The organism is Catenulispora sp. EB89, from assembly GCF_041261445.1.
GTDB lineage: Bacteria > Actinomycetota > Actinomycetes > Streptomycetales > Catenulisporaceae > Catenulispora.
The window spans coordinates 135,297-159,645 of record NZ_JBGCCU010000028.1 but is presented as its reverse complement, the minus strand read 5'-3'; the positions used below and the strand labels follow the sequence as shown (position 1 = coordinate 159,645).

General features: G+C 71.0%; 23 protein-coding genes. 7 read left to right on the top strand and 16 right to left on the bottom strand.

Going from position 1 to position 24,349, the window contains the following annotated elements; translation table 11 throughout:
- Window positions 1-666 precede the first annotated feature (666 nt).
- Together ABH920_RS41100 and ABH920_RS41095 are read left to right on the top strand one after the other, a co-directional pair.
- On the top strand, window positions 667-1,143 hold the full coding sequence (locus ABH920_RS41100) for an AAA family ATPase (protein WP_370354731.1): 477 nt from the start codon (window positions 667-669) through the stop codon (window positions 1,141-1,143).
- Between the two features lie 87 nt (window positions 1,144-1,230).
- Window positions 1,231-2,334, top strand: a complete 1,104-nt coding sequence (locus tag ABH920_RS41095; protein WP_370354730.1) for a MalY/PatB family protein — start codon at window positions 1,231-1,233, stop codon at window positions 2,332-2,334.
- 8 nt (window positions 2,335-2,342) lie between these two features.
- On the opposite strand, the gene ABH920_RS41090 is transcribed toward ABH920_RS41095, so the two are convergent.
- The 5 genes from ABH920_RS41090 to ABH920_RS41070 form a co-directional block, all read right to left on the bottom strand.
- Entirely contained in the window at window positions 2,343-2,861 is a 519-nt protein-coding gene (locus tag ABH920_RS41090) for an O-acetyl-ADP-ribose deacetylase (protein ID WP_370354729.1), read from the bottom strand.
- Between the two features lie 189 nt (window positions 2,862-3,050).
- Window positions 3,051-3,608 carry a DUF4262 domain-containing protein gene (locus tag ABH920_RS41085; protein ID WP_370354728.1) on the bottom strand — a complete coding sequence of 186 codons (558 nt, stop codon included), beginning with the start codon at window positions 3,606-3,608 and terminating at the stop codon, window positions 3,051-3,053.
- A 10-nt stretch (window positions 3,609-3,618) separates the two neighbouring features.
- Window positions 3,619-4,329, bottom strand: coding sequence for a TetR/AcrR family transcriptional regulator (locus ABH920_RS41080; RefSeq protein WP_370354727.1), 711 nt, complete (start codon window positions 4,327-4,329; stop codon window positions 3,619-3,621).
- Window positions 4,316-5,893, bottom strand: a complete 1,578-nt coding sequence (locus ABH920_RS41075) for a DHA2 family efflux MFS transporter permease subunit (protein ID WP_370354726.1) — start codon at window positions 5,891-5,893, stop codon at window positions 4,316-4,318. Before ABH920_RS41075 ends, ABH920_RS41080 begins: the two co-directional genes overlap by 14 nt.
- 77 nt (window positions 5,894-5,970) lie before the next feature.
- Window positions 5,971-6,663 carry a nitroreductase family protein gene (locus ABH920_RS41070; RefSeq protein ID WP_370354725.1) on the bottom strand — a complete coding sequence of 231 codons (693 nt, stop codon included), beginning with the start codon at window positions 6,661-6,663 and terminating at the stop codon, window positions 5,971-5,973.
- A gap of 95 nt (window positions 6,664-6,758) precedes the next feature.
- Between ABH920_RS41070 and ABH920_RS41065 the strand changes: the two genes are divergently transcribed.
- A complete protein-coding gene (locus tag ABH920_RS41065) occupies window positions 6,759-7,184 on the top strand; it encodes an acyl-CoA thioesterase (RefSeq protein ID WP_370354724.1) in 426 nt (141 codons plus the stop codon).
- 24 nt (window positions 7,185-7,208) lie between these two features.
- Here ABH920_RS41065 and ABH920_RS41060 read toward each other — a convergent pair whose 3' ends face one another.
- The 6 genes from ABH920_RS41060 to tkt all read right to left on the bottom strand — a co-directional run bounded on the left by ABH920_RS41060 (window position 7,209) and on the right by tkt (window position 15,157).
- Window positions 7,209-8,258 carry an ABC transporter substrate-binding protein gene (locus ABH920_RS41060; protein ID WP_370354723.1) on the bottom strand — a complete coding sequence of 350 codons (1,050 nt, stop codon included), beginning with the start codon at window positions 8,256-8,258 and terminating at the stop codon, window positions 7,209-7,211.
- A 194-nt stretch (window positions 8,259-8,452) separates the two neighbouring features.
- Complete coding sequence (pgl, locus tag ABH920_RS41055) at window positions 8,453-9,241, bottom strand: 6-phosphogluconolactonase (RefSeq protein WP_370354722.1); 789 nt, start codon at window positions 9,239-9,241, stop codon at window positions 8,453-8,455.
- A complete protein-coding gene (locus ABH920_RS41050; RefSeq protein WP_370354721.1) occupies window positions 9,238-10,305 on the bottom strand; it encodes a glucose-6-phosphate dehydrogenase assembly protein OpcA in 1,068 nt (355 codons plus the stop codon). Before ABH920_RS41050 ends, pgl begins: the two co-directional genes overlap by 4 nt.
- Entirely contained in the window at window positions 10,302-11,849 is a 1,548-nt protein-coding gene (gene zwf, locus ABH920_RS41045) for a glucose-6-phosphate dehydrogenase (RefSeq protein WP_370354735.1), read from the bottom strand. Before zwf ends, ABH920_RS41050 begins: the two co-directional genes overlap by 4 nt.
- A gap of 53 nt (window positions 11,850-11,902) precedes the next feature.
- The gene (gene tal / locus ABH920_RS41040; protein ID WP_370354720.1) at window positions 11,903-13,003 is read right to left on the bottom strand and encodes a transaldolase; all 1,101 of its coding nucleotides are present in this window, start codon (window positions 13,001-13,003) and stop codon (window positions 11,903-11,905) included.
- A 27-nt stretch (window positions 13,004-13,030) separates the two neighbouring features.
- Entirely contained in the window at window positions 13,031-15,157 is a 2,127-nt protein-coding gene (tkt, locus tag ABH920_RS41035) for a transketolase (protein ID WP_370354719.1), read from the bottom strand.
- A gap of 311 nt (window positions 15,158-15,468) precedes the next feature.
- Between tkt and ABH920_RS41030 the strand changes: the two genes are divergently transcribed.
- The 4 genes from ABH920_RS41030 (at window position 15,469) to ABH920_RS41015 (ending at window position 19,295) form a co-directional block, all read left to right on the top strand.
- On the top strand, window positions 15,469-16,455 hold the full coding sequence (locus ABH920_RS41030) for a heme o synthase (protein WP_370354718.1): 987 nt from the start codon (window positions 15,469-15,471) through the stop codon (window positions 16,453-16,455).
- Window positions 16,456-16,487: 32 nt separating this feature from the next.
- Window positions 16,488-17,690, top strand: coding sequence for a mannose-6-phosphate isomerase, class I (manA, locus tag ABH920_RS41025; protein ID WP_370354717.1), 1,203 nt, complete (start codon window positions 16,488-16,490; stop codon window positions 17,688-17,690).
- Between the two features lie 91 nt (window positions 17,691-17,781).
- Window positions 17,782-18,327 (top strand): SigE family RNA polymerase sigma factor, encoded by a 546-nt coding sequence (locus ABH920_RS41020; protein ID WP_370354716.1) that lies wholly within the window; start codon window positions 17,782-17,784, stop codon window positions 18,325-18,327.
- The gene (locus ABH920_RS41015; RefSeq protein WP_370354715.1) at window positions 18,324-19,295 is read left to right on the top strand and encodes a hypothetical protein; all 972 of its coding nucleotides are present in this window, start codon (window positions 18,324-18,326) and stop codon (window positions 19,293-19,295) included. Before ABH920_RS41020 ends, ABH920_RS41015 begins: the two co-directional genes overlap by 4 nt.
- Window positions 19,296-19,355: 60 nt before the next feature.
- Here the strand turns inward: ABH920_RS41015 and ABH920_RS41010 are convergent, their stop codons facing one another.
- The 5 genes from ABH920_RS41010 to ABH920_RS40990 form a co-directional block, all read right to left on the bottom strand.
- A complete protein-coding gene (locus ABH920_RS41010; RefSeq protein WP_370354714.1) occupies window positions 19,356-20,600 on the bottom strand; it encodes a heme A synthase in 1,245 nt (414 codons plus the stop codon).
- A gap of 7 nt (window positions 20,601-20,607) precedes the next feature.
- Window positions 20,608-21,327, bottom strand: a complete 720-nt coding sequence (locus tag ABH920_RS41005) for an ABC transporter permease (protein ID WP_194915966.1) — start codon at window positions 21,325-21,327, stop codon at window positions 20,608-20,610.
- A gap of 113 nt (window positions 21,328-21,440) precedes the next feature.
- Window positions 21,441-22,367 carry an ABC transporter ATP-binding protein gene (locus ABH920_RS41000; protein WP_370354713.1) on the bottom strand — a complete coding sequence of 309 codons (927 nt, stop codon included), beginning with the start codon at window positions 22,365-22,367 and terminating at the stop codon, window positions 21,441-21,443.
- A 70-nt stretch (window positions 22,368-22,437) separates the two neighbouring features.
- A complete protein-coding gene (locus tag ABH920_RS40995; RefSeq protein WP_370354712.1) occupies window positions 22,438-23,076 on the bottom strand; it encodes a hypothetical protein in 639 nt (212 codons plus the stop codon).
- A 126-nt stretch (window positions 23,077-23,202) separates the two neighbouring features.
- Window positions 23,203-24,234 carry a LacI family DNA-binding transcriptional regulator gene (locus tag ABH920_RS40990; RefSeq protein WP_370354711.1) on the bottom strand — a complete coding sequence of 344 codons (1,032 nt, stop codon included), beginning with the start codon at window positions 24,232-24,234 and terminating at the stop codon, window positions 23,203-23,205.
- Between the last annotated feature and the right edge of the window lie 115 nt (window positions 24,235-24,349).

Sequence of the window (24,349 nt, the reverse complement as noted above, 5' to 3'; positions counted from 1 at the left end):
GCATGCAGTACCGACCCGGACTCCTGGCCGGACTCCTCGCCAAGACTGGACTTGATCCACTACCCCCGTAACACCCGCAGCGAGAACTCTCTAGCTAGCGCAATCTGGCCGACCTCCTGGGGCCCCGATCACCTCGGTGGCGCGGCTCGTCCCGGTGCCACGGTCTGGTCGGGTCTGGGGCCGCCGGCGAGTCGGTGAGGAGCGCGGTGCCGGTGGCGGAAGGAAGGTCTCCGGGCTGGCGGCGAGTCGGCGAGGAGCGCGGTGCCGGTCGCGGAAGGGAAGGCCTCGGGGCTGGCGGCGAGTCGGTGAGGAGCGCGGTGCCGGCGGCGGAAGGGAAAGTCTCCGGGCTCGCGGCAGCCTGAGGGGGATGCGGTACCGGTAGCGAGCGGGGATGGCGTCGGCGCGTGTGGTCGGCGGCGGATCGGAAGGGTTCTGGCGCCGGCGGCGGACTTAGTGGCCGGTAGCGGATAGTCGACCAGTAGATGGCCTCGTAGGTGCGCGCGGCACACCGTCGCTGGGGTGGGCGTGGGTGCCGGAGGCGATTAGGAGAGGTCCCAGGGTTGGCGGTGGTCGCCGGGACCGGGCCGCCGGGAGCGCTTTGGCGCTGGTTGGCGCTTTCTGGAGGAGCTGGCGGAGCAGGGCTGCGGCTCGCATAGGCTCGGGTTCGTGGCGAAGATCCTGATCACGGGTATGTCGGGTACCGGTAAGTCGACTGCTTTGGAGCGTCTTCGGTTGCGTGGGCATACGACTGTTGATACTGACTCGGAGGTTTGGAGTCGGTGGGTGCGGCTTCCTGATGGCTCCAGTGACTGGATCTGGCGGGAGCAGGCGATCCGCGAGTTGCTGAGTGGGCATCGGGATGGGCACCTGTTCGTTGCCGGGTGCAAGACGAATCAGGGCGGCTTCTATCCGTTGTTCGACCAGGTTGTTTTGTTCAGTGCGCCTGCGGATGTGATCTTGGCTCGTGTTGGTGCGCGGACCACCAATCCTTATGGCAAGCGGGACGATGAGCGCGATGCGATCCTCGGGCATCTGGAGACGGTCGAGCCGTTGTTGCGTGCGACGGCTACTGCCGAGATCGATACGACGGTGCCTGTCGAGCGTGTCGTGCAGCGGTTGGAGGAGCTAGCCGCTGAGCAGTAGGCGGGACTTAGTGTGTGAGCTATGGAGCTTCGCGGTGCTAATCCGTTGACGTGTCTGGGGCTTGCCGAGCTTCGGACTCGGACCAGCATGAAGTGGCGGAAGTATCCGGAGGATGTGCTGCCTTTGTGGGTGGCGGAGATGGATGTGCCGACGCCGGAGCCGGTTGCGGAGGCGCTGATTGGTGCTGTGCGGCGGGGGGATACCGGCTATCCGTTGGGGGACTCGTATGCGGAGGCTTTGGGGGAGTTCGCTGTGCGGCGGTGGGGGTGGGGTGGGGTTGTGCCGGGGCGGGCGGCTTTGGTGCCGGACGTGATGCTCGGGGTTGTGGAGATGTTGAGGTTGGTGACGGGGCCGGGGGATCCGGTGGTGGTGAACAGTCCCGTGTATCCGCCGTTCTTTGACTTCGTGGCGCATATGGACCGTGAGGTTGTTGAGGCGCCGTTGGGGGCGGATGGGCGGCTCGACTTCGGGGCGGTGGAGTCTGCGTTTGCGGCGATGGCTGCGCGGGGGCGGCGAGGGGCTTATCTGCTGTGCAATCCGCAGAATCCGACGGGTACGGTGCATACGCGCGAGGAGTTGGAGCGGGTTGCGGGGTTGGCGGCGGAGTTCGGGGTGCGGGTCGTCGCCGACGAGATTCATGCGCCACTGGTTGCGGCGGGGGAGAGGTTCACGCCGTACCTGAGTGTGGCGGGTGCCGAGGATGGGTTGTCGCTCATGTCGGCGTCGAAGGGGTGGAATCTGGCGGGGCTGAAGGCGGCCGTGGCGATTGCGGGGCCTGCGTCGGCGGCGGATTTGGCGCGGATGCCGGAGGAGGTCGGGCATGGGCCGAGTCATCTGGGCGTGATCGCGCACGTTGCGGCGCTGCGTGAGGGTGGGGAGTGGCTGGACGCGCTGCTTGCCGGGCTTGATGAGAACCGGGCGTTGCTGGGGCGGCTGTTGGCCGAGCACTTGCCGGGCGTCGCGTGGCGGCCGGGGGTGGGGACGTACTTGCAGTGGCTGGATTGTCGGGGCCTGGAGTTGGGTGACGATCCGGCGGGGGTCTTCCTCGAACGGGGGCGGGTGGCGGTGAACTCGGGGATTCCGTTCGGGACGGGTGGTGCGGGGCATGTGCGGATCAACATCGCGACGTCGCCGGCGATCTTGACGGAGGCGGTGGAGAGGATGGCAGCCGCGGTGAGTGGGGCCGAATGATGAAGCGGTTATTGCTGGGCTGCGTGCTGGAAGGCCTCGTAGGCGCTGGTGTCGAAGAGTACGAAGCGGACTTCGTCGACGTCGGTGGTCGCGGCGCGGACCGTGGCGATCGCGATGCGTGCGGCGTCGGCGATGGGCCAGCTGAAGATGCCCGTGGAGATGGCGGGGAAGGCGACGGTCTTTGCGCCGAGGGTGTCGGCGACGTGCAGTGAGTTCGTGTGGCAGGCGGCCAAGAGTGCGGAGCGGTCCTCGTCGCGGGAGTAGACCGGGCCGACGGTGTGGATGACCCAGCGTGCGGGGAGGCGGCCGGCGGTGGTGGCGACGGCTTCGCCGGTGGCCAGGCCGCGGCCGTAGTGGGACGCGCGTAGGGCACGGCACGCTTCGAGGATCTCCGGGCCGCCCGCACGGTGGATGGCTCCGTCGACTCCGCCGCCGCCGAGGAGGGAGGAGTTGGCCGCGTTCACGATCGCGTCCACGTTCTGCTGGGTGATGTCGCCGCGGAGCAGGGTGATGCGGGGAGTGGACATGGCGCGATGCTGCCAAGGGGGACCGGGGGTCGCAACCGGATAGCGGAAACTGGCCGGGCGGATGGGACGGGATGGGTCAGGCAGATGCTTCGCCAGCCGGCCCGCCGCGGAAGGTTGGTGATTGGCGGCGGACGTGTGGCTGCACGGCGGACCGACGAGCTGGCTATGAACCCACGGCCAGCCAACCGACTACAAGCTCAAAGAAGAAGAAACCCACATGCTGGCCGGGTGCTCGTTCCGAGCCACCCACAGGAAAGGCTGCTGATCCTGCTTCTCCGGATCAGCCCCCTCCTCCCAGGGGAAACGTCCCTCGCGGTCCGGCCACACCGCCTGCAGCATCGGCCACGGCGGGGTCTGGAAGAAGTCCAGTCCGGCGCCGAACATGGCCGGGTACCAGCTCGGGTGCACCGGGCGGGTGGCGACTTCGTAGCCTTCGATCACGTCCAGGCGGCGCTTCTCCGGGCCGAGTGCGCGGCCGTCGAGGACCTGTTGCGCGATCTTTGAGACCAGCGCCATCGAGTTCTCCACCGGCAGTCCTGCCATGCAGACGTCGTAGCCGCCGTGGGTGTGCCACATTCCGATCGAGTAGGCCCAGTCCGGCGTGTCATAGCCGGTCACGCCCATGGTGTGCCAGCCGTACTCGCGGACGTTGCGCGCGATCTCGCGGTCGCGGAGGTCCCACTGCGCCTCGTCGGCGATGGCGGGCTGGCACAGCAGGCAGCGGCACGGAGTCGGTTCTATGTCCACGTGCTGAAGGTTACCGGCTGTCAGGCCCTTGCGGGGTGGGGTCGGTACAGGGGCTGGAGTCGGGGGCGGAGGCGGGGTCTGGGTGGCCGGGGCCGAGGTTGCCGGGGCCGTCGATCAGGACCTGCAGGGCACGTTCCAGGACGCCGAACATGTCCGGTTCCGGGTCGGCGATCCAGCGCTGCTGGGCTGCCATCAGTGCCCCTATGACGCTGCCGGCCAGGACGCGGACCTCCAGTTCGTCGCGGGAGCGGTTCAGTCGTTCGGCGAAGAGGTCGGCGATCATGTCCGTGGTGGTGAACATGTGGTCCAGGGTGCGGGCCCGGACTTCGGGGATGGTGTACGCCAGGCGGGCCCGTTCGAGGGCTTCGGCCTGGTCCTCGGCGGGGATCTGGAGCATGGCTTCGTGGACGGAGGCGCGGAACGCCTCCAGGATCGGCAGCTCCGGCGGTTGGGCGCGGAACGTCGCCTCGAGCAGCGGGTCGTAGTCGTCCTGGAGGATCAGGTCCTCCTTGGTCGGGAAGTACCGGTACAGCGTGCTCGGCGAGACGTCGGCCGCTGCGGCGATCTGCTCCATGGTGGTGGCGCTGTAGCCCGCTTCGCGGAAGAGGCGGAGCGCGTGCCGCTGGATGGCGGCACGCGTCCGGGCTTTTTTGCGCTCCCGCAGTCCCGTCGGGGCTGCGACGGGAGCAGCTGCGGCCGGGGCTTGGTCAGTCTGCGGCATTGAGGAGATCACCCGTCGATTCTGCTGCCTCCGCCCGCTGCTGGGGCAGCCGGGCCTTGCGAGGAAGCTGGGTGGCGGCCAGGACGCCGACGACGGCGAAGCCCGCGCTGACCCACATCGTCATGCTCGTGGCGTGCACCAGGGCCGAGCGCACCGACTCCAGCAGCGAGGGCGAGTGCAGCTGCGCCGCCACCGCGACGCCGCCGCCGGCGCTGCGCGTGGCCGCGGCGGCCACCGGGGCCGGCAGGTGTGAGGCGGCCGGGGCCAGGTGGCTGCGGTACTGGCTGTTCAGGACCGTGCCCAGGATCGCCACCGCGCAGGTGCCGCCGATCTGGCGGATGGTCATCAGCAGCGCGGAGCCGACGCCGGCGCGTTCGGCGCTGAGCTCGTCCAGGGCCGCGTTCATGGTGATCGGCATCGCCAGGCCGACGCCGACGCCGCCGAGGGTGAGCCAGAAGGCGACGAAGCCGTAGCCGTCGTGGACGCCGGTCGAGGTGCCGATCATCAGGGCGACGGCCAGCAGGATGAACCCGGCGCCGATCAGCGGTCCGGAGCCGACCTTCTTCAGGAACGGCTGCCCGATCCGGACGCCGGCCATCAGGCCCGCGATCAGCGGCAGCAGCCGCAGGCCCGTGCCGAGCGCGTCGGCGCCCTCGACGGCCTGGTAGAACTGCGGCAGCGTGAACATCAGGCCGAACAGCGCGAAGCTGACGATCGTCGACAGGATCGTGCCCCAGGTGAAGCCGCGGGCGCGGAACAGCTCCAGGTCGATCAGCGTCTGCCTGGGGCTGCGCTGGAGCTGGACGAAGCCGGCCAGCACCACCAGGCCGCCGAGCAGCGGGACCAGTGCCTGCGCCGAGGCCCAGCCGGTGTCCCCGGCCTTGATCAGGCCGTAGGTGATGGCGGCCAGGCCGACCGCGGAGGCGGCCAGGCCCGGCAGGTCGATGCGCGGCTTGCGCTCCGCGCGGGACTCCGGGACCAGCCACACCACCGCGGCCAGGGCGATCACCACGACCGGCAGGTTGATCAGGAAGACCGAGCCCCACCAGTAGTGGTCCAGCAGCCAGCCGCCCAGGATCGGGCCGAGCGGGATGCCGAGCATGTTGGCGGTGGCCCAGATGCCCATGGCGCGCGGCCGCTCCTCGGGCGTGAAGATCACGGTCAGCACGCTCATGCTCAGCGGGATCAGCATCGCCGCGCCCACGCCGAGCACCGCGCGCCAGACGATCAGCTCGCCGGCCGAGGAGGCGAAGGCGCAGAAGCCGGAGGCCACGCCGAACGCGGTCAGCGCGATCACCAGCATCCGCTTGCGGCCGAACCGGTCGCCGAGCAGGCCGCCGGGCAGCAGCGCGATGGCCATGGCCAGGTTGTAGGAGTTCGCGAACCACTGGAGCTGGCTGGTCGAGGCCTTGAGCGAGGTGGACAGCGTCGGCAGCGCGACGTTGAGCACCGTCAGGTCCAGGCCCACGACCAGCAGGCTCAGCGCCAGGCCGCCGAGCGCCCACCATTTGCGGCGCTCCGCCCCCGACGGCGGCCTCGCCTCCCCCTGCGCCGACTCGATCATGATAGCCCCCTTCTCTTGAGAGTAACCTCGAAATGGAAGTTACTCTCAGAATCTGCCGGGGGCAAGATGGCGCGCGGTCAGCCGCCGAAGAACTCCAGGGCCGAGGCGAGTGGCTTGCGGGCCAGGTCGGGGACTTCGCAGTCGGCGGTCGGGTAGCCGACGGGGAAGAGGATGTAGGGACGCTCCGTGGAGGGGCGCTGCAAGATGTCGGTGAGGAACGCCATGGGGTTGGGCGTGTGGGTCAGCGTCGCCAGGCCCATGGTGTGCAGGGCGGCGATGAACAGGCCACAGGCGATGCCGACGCTTTCGTTGACGTAGTAGTTCTTGCGCAGCCGGCCGTCCGGCATCGGCGTGCTCTTCTCGGCGAAGGCCACGACGATCCAGGGGACGATGTCGAGGTAGGACTTGTCGGAGTCCGTCTCCAGCGGGCCGAGGGCTTCGCGCCAGGCTTCGGGGAGGCGGCCGCCTTCGTAGTTGATGCGCTCTTCTTGTTCGGCCGCTTCGCGGATGCGGTGGCGGAGCGTGGGGTCGCCGACGGCGACGAACTTCCAGGGCTGCTGGTGGGCGCCGGAGGGCGCGGTGTTGGCGGCGGCCACGGCCAGTTCGATCATCTCGGCGGGGACCGGGTCGGAGGAGAAGAAACGGACGCTGCGGCGGGCGTGCAGGTGTTCGTGGAACTGCGTGCCGCGTCGTATGGCCTCGGCCTGGTCGAGGCGTTCGGGGCTGTACGGCAGGAACGGATGCGTGTGGCTCCGTGTGCTGGCTGTCATGCTGCTCAGGGTAGGCGCGGGGTGTGGCTGGAATCACGTGGTCCGGCGGGCTCTGATTGAGGAACGGCGGTCCTGAGTGAGGTACAGCTGAGGCTATGAACGATGTCGAAGCCGGCGGGACCGAGCCGCCGCTGCACGTGTTCCGTACCCGGGTCTGGTTCGACGAGCTCGACAAGGTCGGAGTTCTGCACAACGCGCGCTATGCGGTGCACGCCGAGCGGGCCCTGAGTACCTGGTACGAGAGCGTTCCGGAGCTGATCGAGGGTCCGGACATGCGGCACCTGGTGAAGGCCTACGAGATCGAGTTCCGGGTTCCGGTCGCCGAGGTCGGCGAGCTGGACGTGGAGCTGCGGGTGGTGAAGATCGGGACGACGAGCTGCGTGTACGAGTTCCGGTTCGTCGGGGACGGCGGGGTGGTGCACGCGGTCGGACGGCGGACGATCGTGCGGACCGGGGCGGATCGGCGGCCGGTGCCGTGGTCAGACGGGTTCCGGCGGATTCACGAGCGCGGAGTTGAGTAGGAGAGTAGAGCGCAGAGTCGAGCTTCAGCCGCGGTGCAGGACGCGGATGCGTGACGGGTCGGCCGGGTCGCGGTCCACGACCTGCACCGGCGGCCAGGCCCACTGCCAGACGCTGATGCCCGGCGCGCGGGAGAACTGGATGCGGCCGCGCGTGCCCTCGACGGAGACGTGCGGGAAGGCTGCTGCGATGCTCTTCCGGTCGGAGCCGTGCGAGCGCAGGATCTCGGCAAGGACGGCGACGGTGTCGTAGCCCTCGAAGGCGACGAACGAGGGTGGTCCGGCCAGCCGCTCGCGGAGTGCGGCGTCGACGCGTTCGCCCAACGGAGTGAAGCGCTCGGGCAGGTAGCTCAGGAACGGGATCGCGGTGCCGTCGGCGCCGAGCTGTTCGGCCCACTCGGTGAACTCCGGCTGGCCTGCGGGAGCGCCGATGAGGACGTCGGCCAGGCGCGGGTCGGCGCGGACCGCCTTGACGATCGGCACGGCCGGGTCCGGTGTGGCGACGAGCAGCAGGAGGGCCGTCGCGCCGTGGTCCACGAGCGCATCGCAGACCGCGGCGAAGCCGGTGGTGATGTCGATCTCGACGAGGTCGGCGCCGCGTGACGCCAGGTGCTCGCGCAGGATGCGGGTGCCGGATTGCCAGTAGACGGTCGGCTGGGCCGCGACGGCGACGCGGGTGTGGCCGGCGGCGAGGAGGAAGTCGGCGTAGACCTGCCAGCAGTGGGACTGTGCCGGGGCGATGCGGGCGACCCAGTCGGTCGGCTGCTCGGTGAGAGTGTCGAGGACCGCTGAGGAGCAGAGGAACGGTACCGCGAGGGCGTCGGCGCGTGCGGCGGCGGAGCGTGCCACGACGCTGTGATACTCGCCGACTATGGCGGCCGCGCCGAGGTCGGTGAGCTCGTCGACGGCTGCCGCGGCTTTGGCGGGATCGGCGGCGGTGTCGCGGACCAGCAGCTCGATGGGGATGCCGCTGTCGCCGGCGGCCAGTTCGAGGCCGGTGAGCAGGTGCCGGCCCGCCTCCACCCAACCGGGCCGGGACAAGGGGACCAGGGCGCCGACGCGGACGGGTGCGTTCATGGGCTGATCGTATTCGCGGTCGGGTGGTCGGATCCAAGGCCACTGGCCCGGCAATGGCCTGATGGCCTGATGGCCCGATGACCCCATGGCCCGATGGCTCGCGGCGCTTCGAGGCAGAGCACGGCAAAACAAACAGTGCCGCCGCCGATCCGAAGATCAGCGGCGGCACCGTGTCGCACGCGTCGTATCAGCGCTCAGCTCAGCGAGTAAGGCGCCAGCTCCGAAGGCAGTTCCGAAGCCGAAGCCCGGTCCAGCAGGAACAGGCTCCGCCCGCGTCCGCGCGCCCCGGCGGCCGGGATCTGTACCGGTCCGGCGCCGGACAGCGCCAGATGGGTGACCTTCGCCTTCTCCGCGCCGGCCGCGACCACCCAGACCTCGGCGGCGGCCTGGATCGAGGGCAGGGTCAGCGAGACCCGCAGCGGCGGCGGTTTCGGCGAGTTGTGCACGCCGACGGTGCTGCGCTTGTCCTCGTACAGGGCCGGGTGGCCCGGGAAGAGGGAGGCGATGTGGCCGTCCGGGCCCATGCCGAGCATCAGGACGTCGAAGGCCGGGACGTCGTCGCCCTCGCGGGCGAAGTCGGCCAGGGTCGACGCGTACTGCTCCGCCGCCTCCTCCGGGGTGAAGCCCGCCTTGTCGGCGGCGGCCATCGCGTGGATGTTCGCCTCCGGCAGCAGGCCCTCGGCGACCAGGCCGTCCAGCAGCGCCTCGCGGGCCTGGGTCTCGTTGCGCTCCGGGTCGCCGCTGGGCAGGAACCGCTCGTCGCCCCACCACAGCTGGACCCGGGACCAGTCCACGGCGCCGCGCGCCGGGGAGGCCGCGACCGCCGCCAGGGTCTTGATGCCGACGGTGCCGCCGGTCAGGACGACGTGCGCGGCGCCGCGGAGCGCCTGCACGTCGACCAGCCGGGTGATCAGCCGCGCCGCCACAGCCTGCGCCAGGACCTCGGCGTCGCGGTGGACGATGACCTCCGGAGTGGCGCTCATGGCGCGTCGTCCAGCGGCTTGTCGATCGCCTCGTTCTGCAGCTGCTCCTCGCGCTCGACCGACTCCTTGGGCAGCTCGCCCAGCGGACCCTTGTCGGGCTCGGCGGTCATCGTGATCGTCGACTTCTTCGGCGGGGTCGGCTGCATCTTGTCGATCGCCGCCGCGTCGTGCTCGGTGACGTGCCGCAGCACCTCCTCGTACGTCTCGTCGACGTCCAGGCGGCGCAGCTCCTCGGTGAGCAGGTCGGCCAGCTCGCGGCGCTTGAGCGCGACGTGCCGGTCCGGCTGGTCGGGCATGGAGAGCACGGCCAGCATCCCGTCGGGGCGGGTCAGGCTGATCTCGCCCTTGTCGGTGCCCAGGTGCACGCCGGTGATGCCGGGACCGGTGTCCGTGGACAGCGTCACCGGCACGCCCAGGCGCCAGCCCAGCCAGACCGCCAGCAGCGTCGAGGACGCGTTGTCGACCTCGGCGGTGACCTTGACGGTCTTCACCGTGGACGGCATCTGGTCCAGCGCCGCGGCCAGCATGGAGCGCCACGGGGTGCAGCGGGTCCAGGCCAGGTCGGTGTCGCCGGGGGAGTAGCCGCGCAGCCGGTCCGCGACCGGGACCGGGGTGTGGGTGCCGGAGGCGTCGGTGATCCGGCGCATCGCCAGCTTGCCCAGCGCGGACTCGGCCGGGTCCGTCGGCGACTCCGAGGGCCACCAGGTGACCACCGGGGTGTCCGGCAGCAGCAGCGGCAGCACGACGGCGTCGGCGTGCGAGGCCAGCTCGCCGTTGAGCCGCATCACCACGGCCTCGCCCGGGCCCATCTCGTCGCCGACCCGCACCTCGGCGTCCAGCCCGGAGAAGGGCTGCTCCGGGTGCGGTATCACGACCAGGATGCGCGAGGGGTGCGCGCGCGAGGCCTCGCGCGCGGCCCGCAGGGCGTAGTAGTGGTGCCGCTCGTCGGTCTCGATCACCAGGGTCAGGACCGCGCCGGTGGTGGCCGCCCCGGCCTCCTTGCGGATGTCGATCAGGGCGTTGGCGATCTTCGCCGAGGTGGTGGAATCCAGGTGCTTGATCATGGCCGCCGCCAGCTCCGTCCGTCCTTCGCGAGCATCTCGTCCGCCTTGGCCGGACCCCAGGTGCCCGAGGTGTACTGCTCCGGCTTGCCGTGTTCGGTCCAGTACGCCTCGATCGGGTCCAGGACCTCCCAGCCCAGCTCGACCTCCGCCACCCGCGGGAACAGCGGGGCGTCGCCGAGCAGGACGTCCAGGATCAGCCGCTCGTAGGCCTCCGGGGAGGACTCGGTGAACGCCTCGCCGTAAGCGAAGTCCATGTTCACGTCGCGCACCTCCATGGAGGTGCCCGGGACCTTGGAGCCGAAGCGGACCGTCACACCCTCGTCCGGCTGCACCCGGATCACCAGGGCGTTCTGCCCCAGCTCCTCGGTCTGGGTCGGGGTGAAGGGCAGGAACGGCGAGCGCTTGAACACCACCGCGATCTCGGTGACGCGGCGGCCCAGGCGCTTGCCGGTGCGCAGGTAGAACGGCACGCCGGCCCAGCGGCGGGTGTTCACCTCCAGCTTCACCGCGGCGTAGGTGTCGGTGGTGGAGTCCGGCGAGATGCCGTCCTCCTCCAGGTACCCGACCACCTTCTCGCCGCCCTGCCAGCCGGCCGCGTACTGCCCGCGGACCGTGTAGGTGTCCAGGTCGTCCGGGAGCCGGATGGCCGAGAGCACCTTGGTCTTCTCCGCGGCGATGGCGTCGGCGTCGAAGGACACCGGCTCCTCCATCGCGGTCAGCGCCAGCAGCTGCAGCAGGTGGTTCTGGATGACGTCGCGCGCCGCGCCGATGCCGTCGTAGTACCCGGCCCGGCCGCCGATGCCGATGTCCTCGGCCATCGTGATCTGGACGTGGTCCACGTGGTCCCGGCTCCAGATCGGCTCGAACATCTCGTTGGCGAACCGCAGCGCCAGGATGTTCTGGACCGTCTCCTTGCCCAGGTAGTGGTCGATCCGGAAGACCGACTTGGGCGGGAACACCGAGTCCACGATGGCGTTCAGCTCGCGGGCCGAGGTCAGGTCGTGGCCGAACGGCTTCTCGATGATGACCCGGCGCCAGGAGCCCTCCGGGCCCTGGTCCAGGCCGACCTCGTGCAGCTGCTCGACCACGCCGGGGAAGAACTTCGGCGGGACCGACAGGTAGAACGCGTGGTTGCCGTTGGTGCCGCGCTCGGCGTCCAGCTTGTCGATGGTGTCCTTGAGCTCCTGGAAGGCCTGCTTGTCGCCGAACTCGCCGGAGACGAAGCGGAAGCCCTCGGAGAGCTGGCGCCAGACCTCTTCGCGGTACGGGGTCCGCGCGTGCTCCTTGACCGCCAGGTGGACCTCTTCGGCGAAGTCCTGGTCGGCCCAGTCCCGGCGGGCGAACCCGACCAGGGCGAAGCCCGGGGGCAGCAGCCCCCGGTTCGCCAGGTCGTAGATCGCCGGCATCAGCTTCTTGCGGGACAGGTCGCCGGTGACGCCGAACATCACCAGGCCGCAGGGCCCGGCGATGCGCGGCAGGCGGCGGTCGGCGGCGTCGCGCAGCGGGTTCGCCGTGCCGTCGGCGGCCTGCTCGTGCGAGAGCAGCGCCTTCTCGGCCTGGGAGAGCTGGTAGCCCTGGTGGCTGTTGCCCTTGTCACTCACCGGAGCTTGTCCAATTCGCCCTGGACCGAGTCGAGGAGTTCCTTCCAGGAGACCTCGAACTTGTCGACGCCCTCGTCCTCCAGCAGCTGGACGACGTCGTCGTAGGAGACGCCGGCCGCGGCCAGGTCCTCAAGGACCTTGTGGGACTCGGCGTAGTGCGCGCGGATCGAGTCCTCGGACGGCTTGCCGTGGTCGGCCTCGGCGTCCAGCGTCGCCTCCGGCATGGTGTTCACCACGCCGCGGGTGATCAGGTCGTCCACGTACATGGTGTCCACGTACGCCGGGTCCTTCACACCGGTGGAGGCCCACAGCGGACGCTGCGGCTTGGCGCCGGCGGCGGCCAGCGCGGTCCAGCGGTCCGAGGAGAAGACCTCCTCGTAGGCCTCGAAGGCCAGGCGGGCGTTCGCGACGCCGGCCTTGCCCTTGAGCTCGGTCTTCCCGAGCTTCTCGAGGCGCTTGTCGATCTCGGTGTCGACCCGGCTCACGAAGAACGACGCGACCGAGGCGATCTTGCCCAGGTCGTGGCCGTTCGCCTTGGCCTGCTCGATCCCGGCCAGGAAGGCCTCCATCACCGCGCGGTAGCGCTCCAGCGAGAAGATCAGCGTCACGTTCACGCTGATGCCGGCGCCGAGCACCGCGGTGATGGCCGGCAGGCCCTCGCGGGTCGCCGGGATCTTGATGAACAGGTTCTCCCGGTCCACCAGCCACCACAGCTGCTTGGCCTCGGCCACGGTCGGCGCGGTCTGGTGCGCCAGCCGCGGGTCGACCTCGATCGAGACCCGGCCGTCCTGCAGGTCGGAGGCGTCGTAGGCGGGGCGCAGCACGTCGGCCGCGGCCCGCACGTCGGCGGTGGTGATCATGCGGATCGCCTCGTCGACGGTGACCCCGCGCACCGCGAGGTCCGTGAGCTGCTCGGTGTAGACCTCGGAACCGACGATGGCCTTCTGGAAGATCGTCGGGTTGGTGGTCACGCCGACCACGTTCTTCTCGGCCATCAGCGAGGCCAGGTTGCCGGACTGCAGGCGCGCGCGGGACAGGTCGTCCAGCCAGATCGCGACTCCGGCTCCGGACAGCGTGTCCAGATTCTTGTTCGTCATCTCGTCTTCTCCCTCTTCACTCAAAAATCAAGCGCCTGCGGCGGCCAGGGATTCCCGGGCCGCGGCCTCGACGGCCTCGGCCGTGATGCCGAACTCGCGGTACAGGGTCTTGTAGTCCGCGGAGGCACCGAAGTGCTCCAGCGAGACGCTGCGGCCGGCGTCGCCGACGTACTGCGCCCAGCCGGCACCGACGCCCGCCTCGACCGAGACGCGGGCCTTCACGGCGGTCGGCAGGACCGACTCCTTGTAGGCGGCGTCCTGCTCTTCAAACCACTCGGTGGAGGGCATCGAGACCACGCGGGTCGGGATGCCGTCGGCCTCCAGCGCCTCGCGGGCCTGGATCGCCAGCTGCACCTCCGAGCCGGTGCCGATCAGGATCACCTTCGGCGCGCCGCCGCTGGCCTCGGCCAAGACGTAGCCGCCCTTGGCGGTGCCCTCGATCGCGTCCAGCGAGGAGTTCAGCGCCTCGTGGTCGTAGGTCGGGATGCCCTGGCGGGTCAGCGCGATGCCGACCGGGCCGTGGTCGTCGGTGCCGGTGTGCTTCTCCATCAGGGCCTTCCAGGCGCCGACGGTCTCGTTGGCGTCGCCCGGGCGGACCACGGTCATGCCCGGGATCAGCCGCAGCGCGGCGACGTGCTCGACCGGCTGGTGGGTCGGGCCGTCCTCGCCCAGGCCGATCGAGTCGTGCGTCCAGACGTAGGTGACCGGCAGCTTCATCAGCGCGGCCAGGCGCACGGCCGGGCGCATGTAGTCGGAGAACACCAGGAAGGTGCCGCCGAACGGCAGGGTGTTGCCGTGCACCGCGATGCCGTTGAGGATCGAGCCCATCGCGTGCTCGCGGATGCCGAAGTGCAGGATGCGGCCGTAGGGGCTGGACTCGCCGAACTCGGTCTCGCCGTAGACCGCGGGCAGGAACGACTTGCCGCCCTTGATCGTGGTCAGGTTCGACTCCGCGAGGTCGGCCGAGCCGCCCCACAGCTCCGGCACCGACTCGGCGATCGCCTGGATGACGGCCTCCGACGCCTTGCGGGTCGGGACGTCCTTGCCCGGCTCGAAGGTCGGGAGCTTCTCGGCCCAGCCGGCCGGCAGCTCGCGCTTGGCGATGCGGTCGAACTCGCTGGCGCGCTCCGGGCTCTTGCCGCGCCAGGCGGCGAACTCGGCGTCCCAGGCCTTGTGCTCGGCCGCGCCGCGCTCGCCGACCTTCCGGACGTGCGCCAGGACGTCGGCCGGGACGTCGAAGGTCTTGTCCGGGTCCATGCCCATGACCTTCTTGGTGGCCGCGACCTCGGCCTCGCCGAGCGCGGCGCCGTGCGCCTTGCCGGAGTTCTGCAGGTTCGGGGCCGGCCAGCCGATGATGGTGCGCAGCCGGATGATCGAGGGGCGCTCGGTCTCCGCCTCGGCCGCCAGCAGGGCCTGGTGCAGTTCCTCGACGTTCTCGTGGTACTCGCCGCCGGCCAGCCAGTCCACGTGCTGCACGTGCCAGCCGTAGGCCTCGTAGCGGTGCAGCACGTCCTCGCCGAAGGCCACCTTGGTGTCGCCCTCGATGGAGATGTGGTTGTCGTCGTAGACCACCACGAGGTTGCCGAGCTTCTGGTGGCCGGCGATCGAGGAGGCCTCGGAGGTGACGCCCTCCTCCAGGTCGCCGTCGGAGGCGAAGACGTAGATCTTGTGGTCGAACGGAGAGGTGCCGGCCGCGGCGTCCGGGTCGAACAGGCCCCGCTCGTAGCGCGCCGCCATCGCCATGCCGACCGCGTTGGACAGGCCCTGGCCCAGCGGGCCGGTGGTGATCTCGATGCCCTTGGTGTGGCCGTACTCCGGGTGGCCGGGGGTGAGCGAGCCCCACTGGCGGAAGTGCTTGAGGTCCTCCAGCTCCAGGCCGAGGCCCGCGTAGTACAGCTGGATGTACTGGGTGAGCGAGGAGTGGCCGCAGGAGAGCACGAAACGGTCCCGGCCGACCCAGAGCGGGTCGGCCGGGTCGAAGCGAAGGTGCCGCTGGAAGAGCAGGTAGGCCGCCGGGGCCAGGGACATCGCGGTACCGGGGTGGCCGTTACCGGTGTTCTGGACCGCGTCCATGGCCAGGGCTCGGACGGTGTCCACAGCGCGCTTGTCCAAGTCGGTCCACTCGAACGGGGTTGCGGTGCTTGCGGTGCTCACCGGAAGCGCTCCTTCGCAGTTCACGCGCCGAGGCCCCACGCTCGGGTACAGCCGGTGGGACCCCTGCGCAACATGATTCAGATCTCGTTTCGCCAGCCTACTCGGACCTCAGAGGCATCGCGTTCCCAGTCAGCAGGTGGACGCGTACGCCCGGGCTAACCCTTAGTGAACAGCAGTGGTGGAGTCCTCATATACCTGCGCGGCGTATTTGATCTACGACGGTTGGACGACTCAATGCGCGATAAGGCGACCCGGCGCAAAAGCTGCGAGGGGGACGGTTTAAAGTTGCGTGTTGTCCGAATCAGGTATCCATGGAGGACGGGCTTTTGACCACGGTCGAGACTCCCCCGGCCACGGCTCCGTCCCGGACCGTCACTCCCTCTGTGGAGCCGGTGGGGGCAGACCGCGGCGGGCACACGATGGCGGTCGTCAAGGCCTACGTCGCCCTGACCAAGCCGCGCATCATCGAGCTGCTGCTGGTCACCACCATCCCGGTGATGTTCCTGGCGCTGCGCCACGTGCCGGCGCTGTGGCCGGTGATCGCCGTGACGATCGGCGGCTACCTGTCCGCCGGCAGCGCCAACGCGCTGAACTGCTACGTGGACCGCGACATCGACGCCGAGATGCGCCGCACCCGGCGCCGCCCGGTGCCGGCCGCGTCGGTGACGCCGCGGGACGCTCTGGTGTTCGGGCTCGTGCTCGGCGTGGTGTCCACGCTCTGGCTCGGGTTCGCGGTGAACTGGCTCTCCTCGGGCCTGGCGCTCGCGGCGAACGCTTTCTACGTGCTCGTCTACACGATGGTGCTCAAGCGGCGCACGCCGCAGAACATCGTCTGGGGCGGCGCGGCCGGCTGCTTCCCGGCGCTGATCGGCTGGACCGCGGCGACGGACCGGCTGGCGTGGGCGCCGGTGGTGCTGTTCATGGTCGTGTTCCTGTGGACGCCGCCGCACTTCTGGGCGCTGGCCATCCGCTACCGCGAGGACTACGCGGCGGCGAACGTGCCGATGCTGCCGGTGGTGGCCCCGGCCCGCGAGGTGACCAGGCAGATCGTCTGGTACTCCTACGCGACCGTGGCCTGCTCGCTGCTGCTGTGGCCGATCGGGCACACCGGCCTGGTCTACCCGATCGCGGCGGCCGTGCTCGGCGTGGTGTTCCTGGTCGAGGCGCACCGCCTGGACCTGCGGGCGCGCTCGGGCAAGGACGGCGCGGCGCTGCTGCCGATGCGCCTGTTCCACTTCTCGAACATGTATCTGGCGCTGCTGTTCGTGGCCGCCGCGGTGAGCCCTCTCGTTCACTGAGGGTTCGCTGAGGCACCTGTACCCTTTCCAGGGTGTATCGGCTCACCAACACCACGCAGCACTACGCCTGGGGATCGCCCAGCGCCATCAGCGAACTGCTAGGCCGCGAGCCCTCCGGGCAGCCGGAGGCCGAGCTGTGGATGGGCGCGCACCCGACGGCGCCGTCCCGGATCGACGGCGGTGAGGCCACGCTGCTCGACTTCGTCTCCGCCGACCCGGTGGGGATGCTCGGCCCGCAGGTCGCCGCCAGGTTCAAGAACCGGCTGCCGTTCCTGCTCAAGGTGCTGTCGTCGGCGAAGGCGCTGTCCATCCAGACGCATCCCACGCGCGCGCAGGCCGAGGCCGGCTACGCCGCCGAGCAGGAGCGCGGGCTGGCGGCCGGCGACCCGAACCGCAACTACGCGGACGACTGGCCCAAGCCGGAGATCCTGATGGCGCTCACCGCCTTCGAGGCGCTGGCCGGCTGCCGCACCGCCGAGGACGCCGAGCGCGTGCTCGCCGAGCTGGTCGAGCTGGGCGCCGAGGCGCTGGACCCGGTGCGGGCGGCGCTTGCGGACCGGCCGGAGCCGGCCACCGTGGCCGCCGCCATCGGCCGGCTGCTGGAGTGGCCCGCGGACACCCGCGAGGAGCTGGTGGCGAGCGTCGTCGAGGCCTGTCGGGTCGGGGCGGACAAGGGCGGCGAGCTCGCGGAGGACTTCGCGGCGGTGCTGCGCGTCGCCGAGGACTTCCCGGGCGACATCGGCCTGGTGGCGATGCTGCTGATGAAGCGGGTCGTGCTCAAGCCCGGCGAGGCCGTCTTCCTGGAGGCCGGCGGGCTGCACGCGTACCTGCACGGCACCGGGATCGAGCTGCTCGCCAACTCCGACAACGTGCTGCGCGCCGGGCTGACGCCGAAGCACATCGACGTCGCCGAGCTGCTGCGGGTGATGGACGCCTCGGTGCCGGTCCCGGTGCGGCACGGCACGGCGATCGGCGTGGGGGTCGAGGAGTTCGACACGCCGGCGCCGGAGTTCCGGCTCTACCGCGCGACGCTGGACACCGGCACCACGCTGCGCGTGGAGATCCCCGGCACCGGCCCGCGGATCGTGCTGGCGCTGTCCGGCGAGGTCGAGCTGCGCGGGACCCGGGGGGCGCTGACGCTCACCCAGGGCGAATCGTGCTTCGTGCCGGCGCGGGAGGGGCGGGTCGAGGCTTCGGGGATCGCCGATCTCGTGGTGGCGGCGCCGGGGGTTTAGGGAAAAGTCTCCCGCCCCGAGCAACCCCGCGCTCAGCCCGACCCCTCAAGGACCGGTGACAGAAGATTGAGCCGGTCGGAGGGGACAGCGGATGGCGCGGGGAGATAGGGCGGCCGTCGAGGAGGAACTGGAACAGTTCGTCCGGGGACGGTATCTGGCGTTGCGCCGAACGGCGTACCTGCTGTGCGGGGACTGGCACCGGGCTGAGGACCTTGTTCAGGGAACGCTGATCAAGGTGGTGGTGGCCGCGCGGCGGCGTCGCGTGGAGAGCCTGGACGCCTACTCGCGGCAGGTGCTGCTCCGGCTTTTCCTCGATGAGAACCGCCGACTGTGGCGGCGTCGGGAGAAGTCGTGGGCGGAGCCTGTGGAAGTCGCCGACGGCGCCGACCGCGTCCGCGGGGACAGCGACCTCAAGCTCACGGTGCTCTCCGCGCTCCGTGGCCTCCCGCCCCGGCAGCGGGCGACGGTGGTGCTCCGCTACTGGGAGGACCGCAGCGTCGAGGAGACCGCGGCCCTGCTCGGCATCTCGCAGGGGACGGTGAAGAGCCAGAGCGCCAGGGCCCTGGCCTCGCTGCGCGTGGTGCTCCAGGACGACCGGCTCGGACTCGGCATCGGCTCGGAAGGAGCCACAGCGTGAACGAGAACGAGATCAGGGATGTGCTCGGCGAGGGGATCGGTGCGGAACCGCCGATCGCCGGAGGCCCGGCGGCGGTGTTCGCCGGGGCGCGGGCGCGGGTGGTGCGGACCCGGGCCGTCACCGGCGCGCTGAGCGTGGTGGCGGTGCTCGGTGTCGCGGCCGGGGCGGTGGCGCTCGGCGGGGGATCGGGGGGTGCGGCGAAGGGGAACCGGGACGTGCCGCCCGGGGTGGCCGTGTCGACGCCGAGTGCGAAGCCGTCGAAGGCGCAGCCGGCCACATCCACGCCGACGACGGCCGGTAAGAACGGGGCGTACTACAAGCGCGGCACCGCCAACCCCGCGCCGGTCCCGGGGCCGGGCCGGGTCCTGATGGACGGGCGCTCAGCCGGCGAGATCGTCAAGGGCCTGCTGCCGGCGGGGCTCGTCACGGCGAACCTCGCCGGCCAGGACAGCTACAACCCGGCCCAGCTGGGGGTGCGGGTCGCCATGTCGATGTCGCTCGACGACGGCAGCGGCCGGCTGACCACGGTGTGGGGCGACCTGAACGAGAACCAGCGGTTCCAGTTCGCCGACACGAACTGCGCGACGGAGGAGGCGATCGACTCGAACGTCGACGACTGCCGGTCGTTCCCGCAGCCGGACGGCAGCGTCATTCTCACCTATCTGCGCAGTGACGCCACTGCGGACCCGAGCGGGCCGACCAAGGGCTCGATCTCGAACGCCGCGGTGCGGGCGTTCCCGGACGGTACGGCGGTCGAGCTGTCGGCGGCCAACTACTTCATCCCGCCGAACGGCTCGCAGGCCGGCAGTTCGCCGATCGACCCGACGCGGCAGGAACCCCTGCTGACGCAGGACCAGCTCAAGGCGGTCCTGATGGACGGCCGGTGGGGGCTGACGGTCTCGGCCGAGTTCGCCCAGCAGGCCCGGCGTGACCTGGTGCCTTACGTCGACGAGACCCAGAAGAACTAGCGCGGGAGGAACAAGAGTGCCCGGCCCGCGAGCATCGGGCCGGGCACGTTTGTATGTGTATCAGGCGGCGGAGGCCGCGGCGGTGGCGGCCGGCACGGCCTTGCGCTCCCGCATCGCCAGCAGCACCCGCCACGTCCCGGCCCAGACGATCGCCGCGCCGAACATGTGGATGCCGACCAGCAGCACCGGCAGGTGCGTGAAGTACTGGACGTAGCCGATCACGCCCTGCGCCATCAGGAGCAGGAACAGGTCGCGCACCGCGGTCAGGACGCGGGGGCCGGCGCCGGTCGCCTTCAGCCCGAACCACAGCGCCACGGTCAGGCCCACGACCAGGAAGACCAGGTCGGCGTGCAGCTGCGTGGCGTTGGCGGGGCTGAGCGGGAAGCGCTTGTTGCCCGGGTCGCCGAGCTTGGCGCCGGAGTGCGGGCCGCTGCCGGTGACGATGGTGCCGGCGATGAGCAGCGCGCCGACGCCGGCGGTCAGGACGTAGCCGAGTTGGCGCAGGACGGGCTGCACGGTCGGCGTCGGCGCGGCGTCGTTGGGCTCGCGGCTGCGGACCCACAGGACGTAGGACAGCGCGACCATGCCGAGCGAGACCAGCATGTGCAGGGAGACCCAGATCGGGGCCAGGTGCGTGCGCACCGAGATGCCGCCGATGACCGCCTGCACCACGACGCCGACGAAGAGCGTCCAGGACAACTTGTTCAGCACCGCGCGGCGCGGGTGCCAGCGCATGCACGCGATGATCGCGGCGCCGACCGCCACCGACACCGCGAAGGTCAGCATGCGGTTGGTGAACTCCACGACGCCGTACGCGCCGAGCCGGCTGGTCGGGACCAGGCTGCCGTCGGTGCAGGTGGGCCAGGTCGGGCAGCCCAGGCCGGAGTCGGTGAGGCGGACCGCGCCGCCGGTGACGATGATGCCGATGTTGGCGACCAGGGCCGCGAAGCAGGTCCAGGTGAGGATCGCCGGGGTGGTGCGCCAGGCGATGGCGCGGGCCAGGAGGTTGGCGGGGGCCTTGAGGTTGGCGGGGGCCGGGCTGGCGGGGCGCGCGGCGGCGGCGGCGGCGGTCGCGAGGTCCGTCGCGAGGTCGGCCGGGGCTGCGGCGGTGCTCAGGGTGCCGGTCGTGCCGGTCGTGCCGGTCGTGCCGGTCGTGCCGGACGTGGCGGCGGCAGAGTCGGCGCTGGCACGCTCGGCCTGAGCCGGCACCGTCGCCTCGCCGGCCGGAGCCGCGCTGCCTGCCGCCTCCACCTGGTCGTCGCTGAGCGTGCTGCCGGCCGGGGCGTCCCCGGCGGTCTGCGTCATCGTCCTGCTACTCCCACTTGAAGGTGCGGGCGGCCACCGCGATCGCGGCCACGGCCCACGCGGCGAGGATACCGACGTTCGCCCAGGGCAGCGTGGCGCCGTGCTGGAGCACGTCGCGCAGGCCGTTGGTGAGGGCGCTGATCGGGAGGGCGTCGAGCACGTGGCGGACGCCCGACGGGAACTTGGACAGCGGGATGATCACGCCGCCGCCGGCCAGCAGCAGCAGGAACACGAAGTTCGCCAGGCCCAGCGTGGCCTCGGCGCGCAGCGTGCCGGCCATCAGCATGGCCAGGCCGGCGAAGGTGCCGGTGGCCAGGACGATCAGGACCGCCACCGCCAGCGGGTTGCCGTGCGGCTTCCAGCCCATGGCCAGGGCGATCGCCGAGAGCAGCGCGATCTGGATCACCTCGACGCACAGCACGCACAGCGCCTTGGCCACGATCAGCCCCCAGCGCGGCAGTGGGGTGGCGCCCATGCGCTTGAGCACGCCGTAGCGGCGCTCGAAGCCGGTGGCGATCGCGAGTCCGGTGAACGCCGTCGACAGCACCGCCGCGCCGAACAGGCCCGGGGCGTAGAAGTCGATGCGCTTGCCCGGGCCGGTGGTCGCGACCAGCGACTCCCCGGAGAACAGGACCATCATCAGGGCCGGGATCACTATGGTCAGCAGCAGCTGCTCGGGGTTGCGGAGCATCAGGCGGACCTCGTGCGCGGCCTGCGCGAGGATCATGCGGGGGGCCGGGGCGGCGCCCGGCTTCGGCGTGAAGCTCAGGGCCGCGGCCCGGCGGGCGCCGTTCAGGGCGCCGGTGTCGTCGGCCGTGTCGTCGGCGGAGGCGGTGGTCGTCAACGGAGGTCCCGTCCGGTGAGATCGAGGAAGACGTCTTCGAGGGTACGGCGTCCCACGCTCAGTCCCTGCGGCATCACGTCCTTGGCGGCGCACCACGCGGTCACCTTCGCCAGTGCGGTGGGGGTGATGTCCCCGGCCACGGTGTAGCCGCCGGGCGGCTGCTCGACGGCGGTCAGGCCGGCTGGCAGCGTGGCCAGCAGCCCGGCCAGGTCCAGGCCGGGGGGTGCGGTGAAGCGGATCGCGGTGTCCGCGGTGCCGTTCGCGGCGGCCAGCGCCGCCGGGGTGTCGTGCGCGATCACCCGGCCGGAGTCCACGATCGCCACCGTGTCGGCCAGCCGTTCGGCCTCGTCCAGCAGATGCGTGGTGAGCACCACGGTGACGCCGTCGCGCCGCAGCTGCTCGATCAGCTCCCAGGTGGCGTGCCGGGCCTGCACGTCCAGGCCGGCCGTGGGCTCGTCCAGGAACACCAGCTCCGGCCGCCCGACCACGGCCAGCGCCAGCGAGAGCCGCTGCTGCTGGCCGCCGGACAGCCGCCGGAAGGTGGTGCGGCCGGCCGAGCCCAGGCCCAGGCGCTCGATCAGCGCGTCGGTGTCCAGGGGGTTCGCGTAGAGCTTCGCGGTGTGCTTCAGCATCTCCGCGGCGCGCACGCTGGGATAGATGCCGCCGGACTGCAGCATCACGCCGATCCGCGGCCGCAGCCGCTCGCCCTCGGCGATCGGGTCCAGCCCGAGCACGCGGACGGTGCCGCCGTCGGGACGGCGGTACCCCTCGCAGCACTCGATCGTGGAGGTCTTGCCGGCCCCGTTCGGGCCGAGCACGGCGGTGATGGTCCCGGTCTGCACGCGCAGGTCCAGGCCGTCCACCGCGGTCTTGGCGCCGTACCTCTTGACCAGGCCGGTCACTTCTACGGCTGGTTGTCCCATAGCGGTGATTCTACGAAGCCGACCTCTGGTCCTTCGTGCCGGGTCTTGCTGTTATGTGCGCCACACGCTCTCAGGTCCCGGACGGCTTGATCGGGTTGGACGTCGGCAGGTCGAGCTCCACGACCTCGAACTCCTCCAGCGCGATCAGCTGGACACCCTCCTTCATCTGCTCGAACGCCGCCTTCCGGATGGCGGCCTGCGGGCCGCGCGAGGCCGCGAGCGCGTCCGGGTCGCTGAAAAGGGTGCTGACGCCGGCCATGCCGCGGGCCCGGTCCAGGAGCAGACTGGCGCCCTGGAAGCCGTCGAGGGACTGCAGCCGGGGCAGGCCGATCTCCTTGAAGGCCTCGACGAGCCGGTCGGCCTGGTCCGGGGCGAACGCCATGCGCTGGAGCCGGAAGCCGCCGCTGTCCGCCGAGGCCGGCCGGGTGTAGGCCGCGGCCTCCAGGTTCGTGGTGGTGATCGTCGAGACGAACCGCGCCAGCATGTCCGTGCGCCGGTCGCGGAGCTGCGCGTCGCTGTCCTTGAGGGCCTGTTCGGTCTCCCACCAGGAGCCGGTGAGGATCTTGCCCAGCGCCCGGTCGGCGAAGATCCCGATGCCGTCGAAGCCGGGCTGCTCGGCCATCATCCCCGGGACGGCCTTGGCGATCACGTCCAGGGCCGGGCCGACGTCCGCCGGGTCGCAGGTGATGTAAAGGCTGCGGACGAACATGATCGTCCTCCCATCGTCTTCGCTAATAGCGCAGTCCAGGCCGGGTTCGCACGCAAGCGGGCGTGGGCTGTTCGTGGGAGATCACCGGCTGTTACTGAACCGGTTCATGGAGATCGCTGAACCGGTTCATGGCCGGTGGTCGCTGTAAGGGGCGCGCGTGCTCTCCCGCACCGTGAGCCGGGGCGTGGCGCTCTGCACGTCGCGCACCGAGCCCGGCTCGTCGATCGCGGCCAGCAGCATCGCCGCGACCTGGCCGCCGAGCGCGAACGTGTCGCGGTGCAGCGCGGTGATCCCCGGGTGCACGATGCGGGTGAGCAGGGAGTCCTCGAAGGAGACCACTGACAGGCCGGCCGGCACGGCCACCCCCATCTCGGCCGCCACCGCGAGCCCGGCGACCGCCATGACGTCGGAGTCGAAGATCAGGGCGCTGGGCCGCTCCGGGCTGCTCAGCAGCGCGCGGGTGGCCGAGGCGCCCTGGGCGTCGCTGAAGTCGGTGGGGACCGAGACCGCGTCCACCAGGTGCAGGCGGCGGGCCGCGTCCTTCAGCGCCCGGATGCGGCGGCGGGTGTGGTGGAACGCCTCGTCGCCGGCGACGTGCGCGATGCGCCGGTGGCCCAGCGCGGCCAGGTAGTCCACCAGGGACAGCATCGCCTCGCGGTCGTCGGCCCACAGGCTGGGCAGCGTGCCGTGGCCGCCGGGGCCGCCGATCACCACCGCCGGGACGTCCAGTTCCTCCAGCACCGGCACACGCTTGTCCCGGTGCTGGAGGTCGACCAGCACGAAGCCGTCCACATGCCGCTCGGAGGTCCAGCGCCGGTAGACCTCGATCTCGGCCGCGGTGTCCTCGACGATCATCAGGTGCAGCGCCACCGAGCGCGCGGACAGTCCGGCCTGGAGCCCGGCCAGCAGCAGGCCGAAGAACGGCTCGGCGCCGATGGTCTGCGCGGGGCGCGCCACCACCAGCCCGACCGCGTCCGCGCGGGCGCCGCCGAGGGCGCGCGCCGCCTTGTGCGGCCGCCAGTTCATCTCCGAGGCCACCCGAAGGATGCGTTCGCGGGTGGCGGGGCTTACGCCGGGGCGGTCGTTCAGCGCGAACGACACGGCGCTCTTCGACACCCCGGCACGGCGGGCGATGTCGTCGATCGTGGGCCTGGTCACGGTTCCCCCATAAACTCTGCGGCGCGTAGCGCCTCCGTAACGGGCGGTGGTGGGAGACGGGTGGGCCCCTTCCCCGGTGGGGGTCCCCCTTGACACCCCGGATGACGCAGAGCAT

Coding starts and splice junctions, on each gene's coding strand:
- ABH920_RS41090 (WP_370354729.1), bottom strand. CDS start 2,861: ATGTCCACTCCCCGCATCACCCTGCTCCGCGGCGACATCACCCAGCAG.
- ABH920_RS41070 (WP_370354725.1), bottom strand. CDS start 6,663: ATGACAGCCAGCACACGGAGCCACACGCATCCGTTCCTGCCGTACAGC.
- ABH920_RS41080 (WP_370354727.1), bottom strand. CDS start 4,329: ATGCCGCAGACTGACCAAGCCCCGGCCGCAGCTGCTCCCGTCGCAGCC.
- tal (WP_370354720.1), bottom strand. CDS start 13,003: ATGACGAACAAGAATCTGGACACGCTGTCCGGAGCCGGAGTCGCGATC.
- ABH920_RS41030 (WP_370354718.1), top strand. CDS start 15,469: ATGGAGGACGGGCTTTTGACCACGGTCGAGACTCCCCCGGCCACGGCT.
- ABH920_RS41020 (WP_370354716.1), top strand. CDS start 17,782: ATGGCGCGGGGAGATAGGGCGGCCGTCGAGGAGGAACTGGAACAGTTC.
- ABH920_RS41075 (WP_370354726.1), bottom strand. CDS start 5,893: ATGATCGAGTCGGCGCAGGGGGAGGCGAGGCCGCCGTCGGGGGCGGAG.
- ABH920_RS40995 (WP_370354712.1), bottom strand. CDS start 23,076: ATGTTCGTCCGCAGCCTTTACATCACCTGCGACCCGGCGGACGTCGGC.
- ABH920_RS41060 (WP_370354723.1), bottom strand. CDS start 8,258: ATGAACGCACCCGTCCGCGTCGGCGCCCTGGTCCCCTTGTCCCGGCCC.
- ABH920_RS41095 (WP_370354730.1), top strand. CDS start 1,231: ATGAAGTGGCGGAAGTATCCGGAGGATGTGCTGCCTTTGTGGGTGGCG.
- ABH920_RS41005 (WP_194915966.1), bottom strand. CDS start 21,327: ATGATCCTCGCGCAGGCCGCGCACGAGGTCCGCCTGATGCTCCGCAAC.
- ABH920_RS41010 (WP_370354714.1), bottom strand. CDS start 20,600: ATGACGCAGACCGCCGGGGACGCCCCGGCCGGCAGCACGCTCAGCGAC.
- pgl (WP_370354722.1), bottom strand. CDS start 9,241: ATGAGCGCCACTCCGGAGGTCATCGTCCACCGCGACGCCGAGGTCCTG.
- ABH920_RS41065 (WP_370354724.1), top strand. CDS start 6,759: ATGAACGATGTCGAAGCCGGCGGGACCGAGCCGCCGCTGCACGTGTTC.
- ABH920_RS41000 (WP_370354713.1), bottom strand. CDS start 22,367: ATGGGACAACCAGCCGTAGAAGTGACCGGCCTGGTCAAGAGGTACGGC.
- ABH920_RS41050 (WP_370354721.1), bottom strand. CDS start 10,305: ATGATCAAGCACCTGGATTCCACCACCTCGGCGAAGATCGCCAACGCC.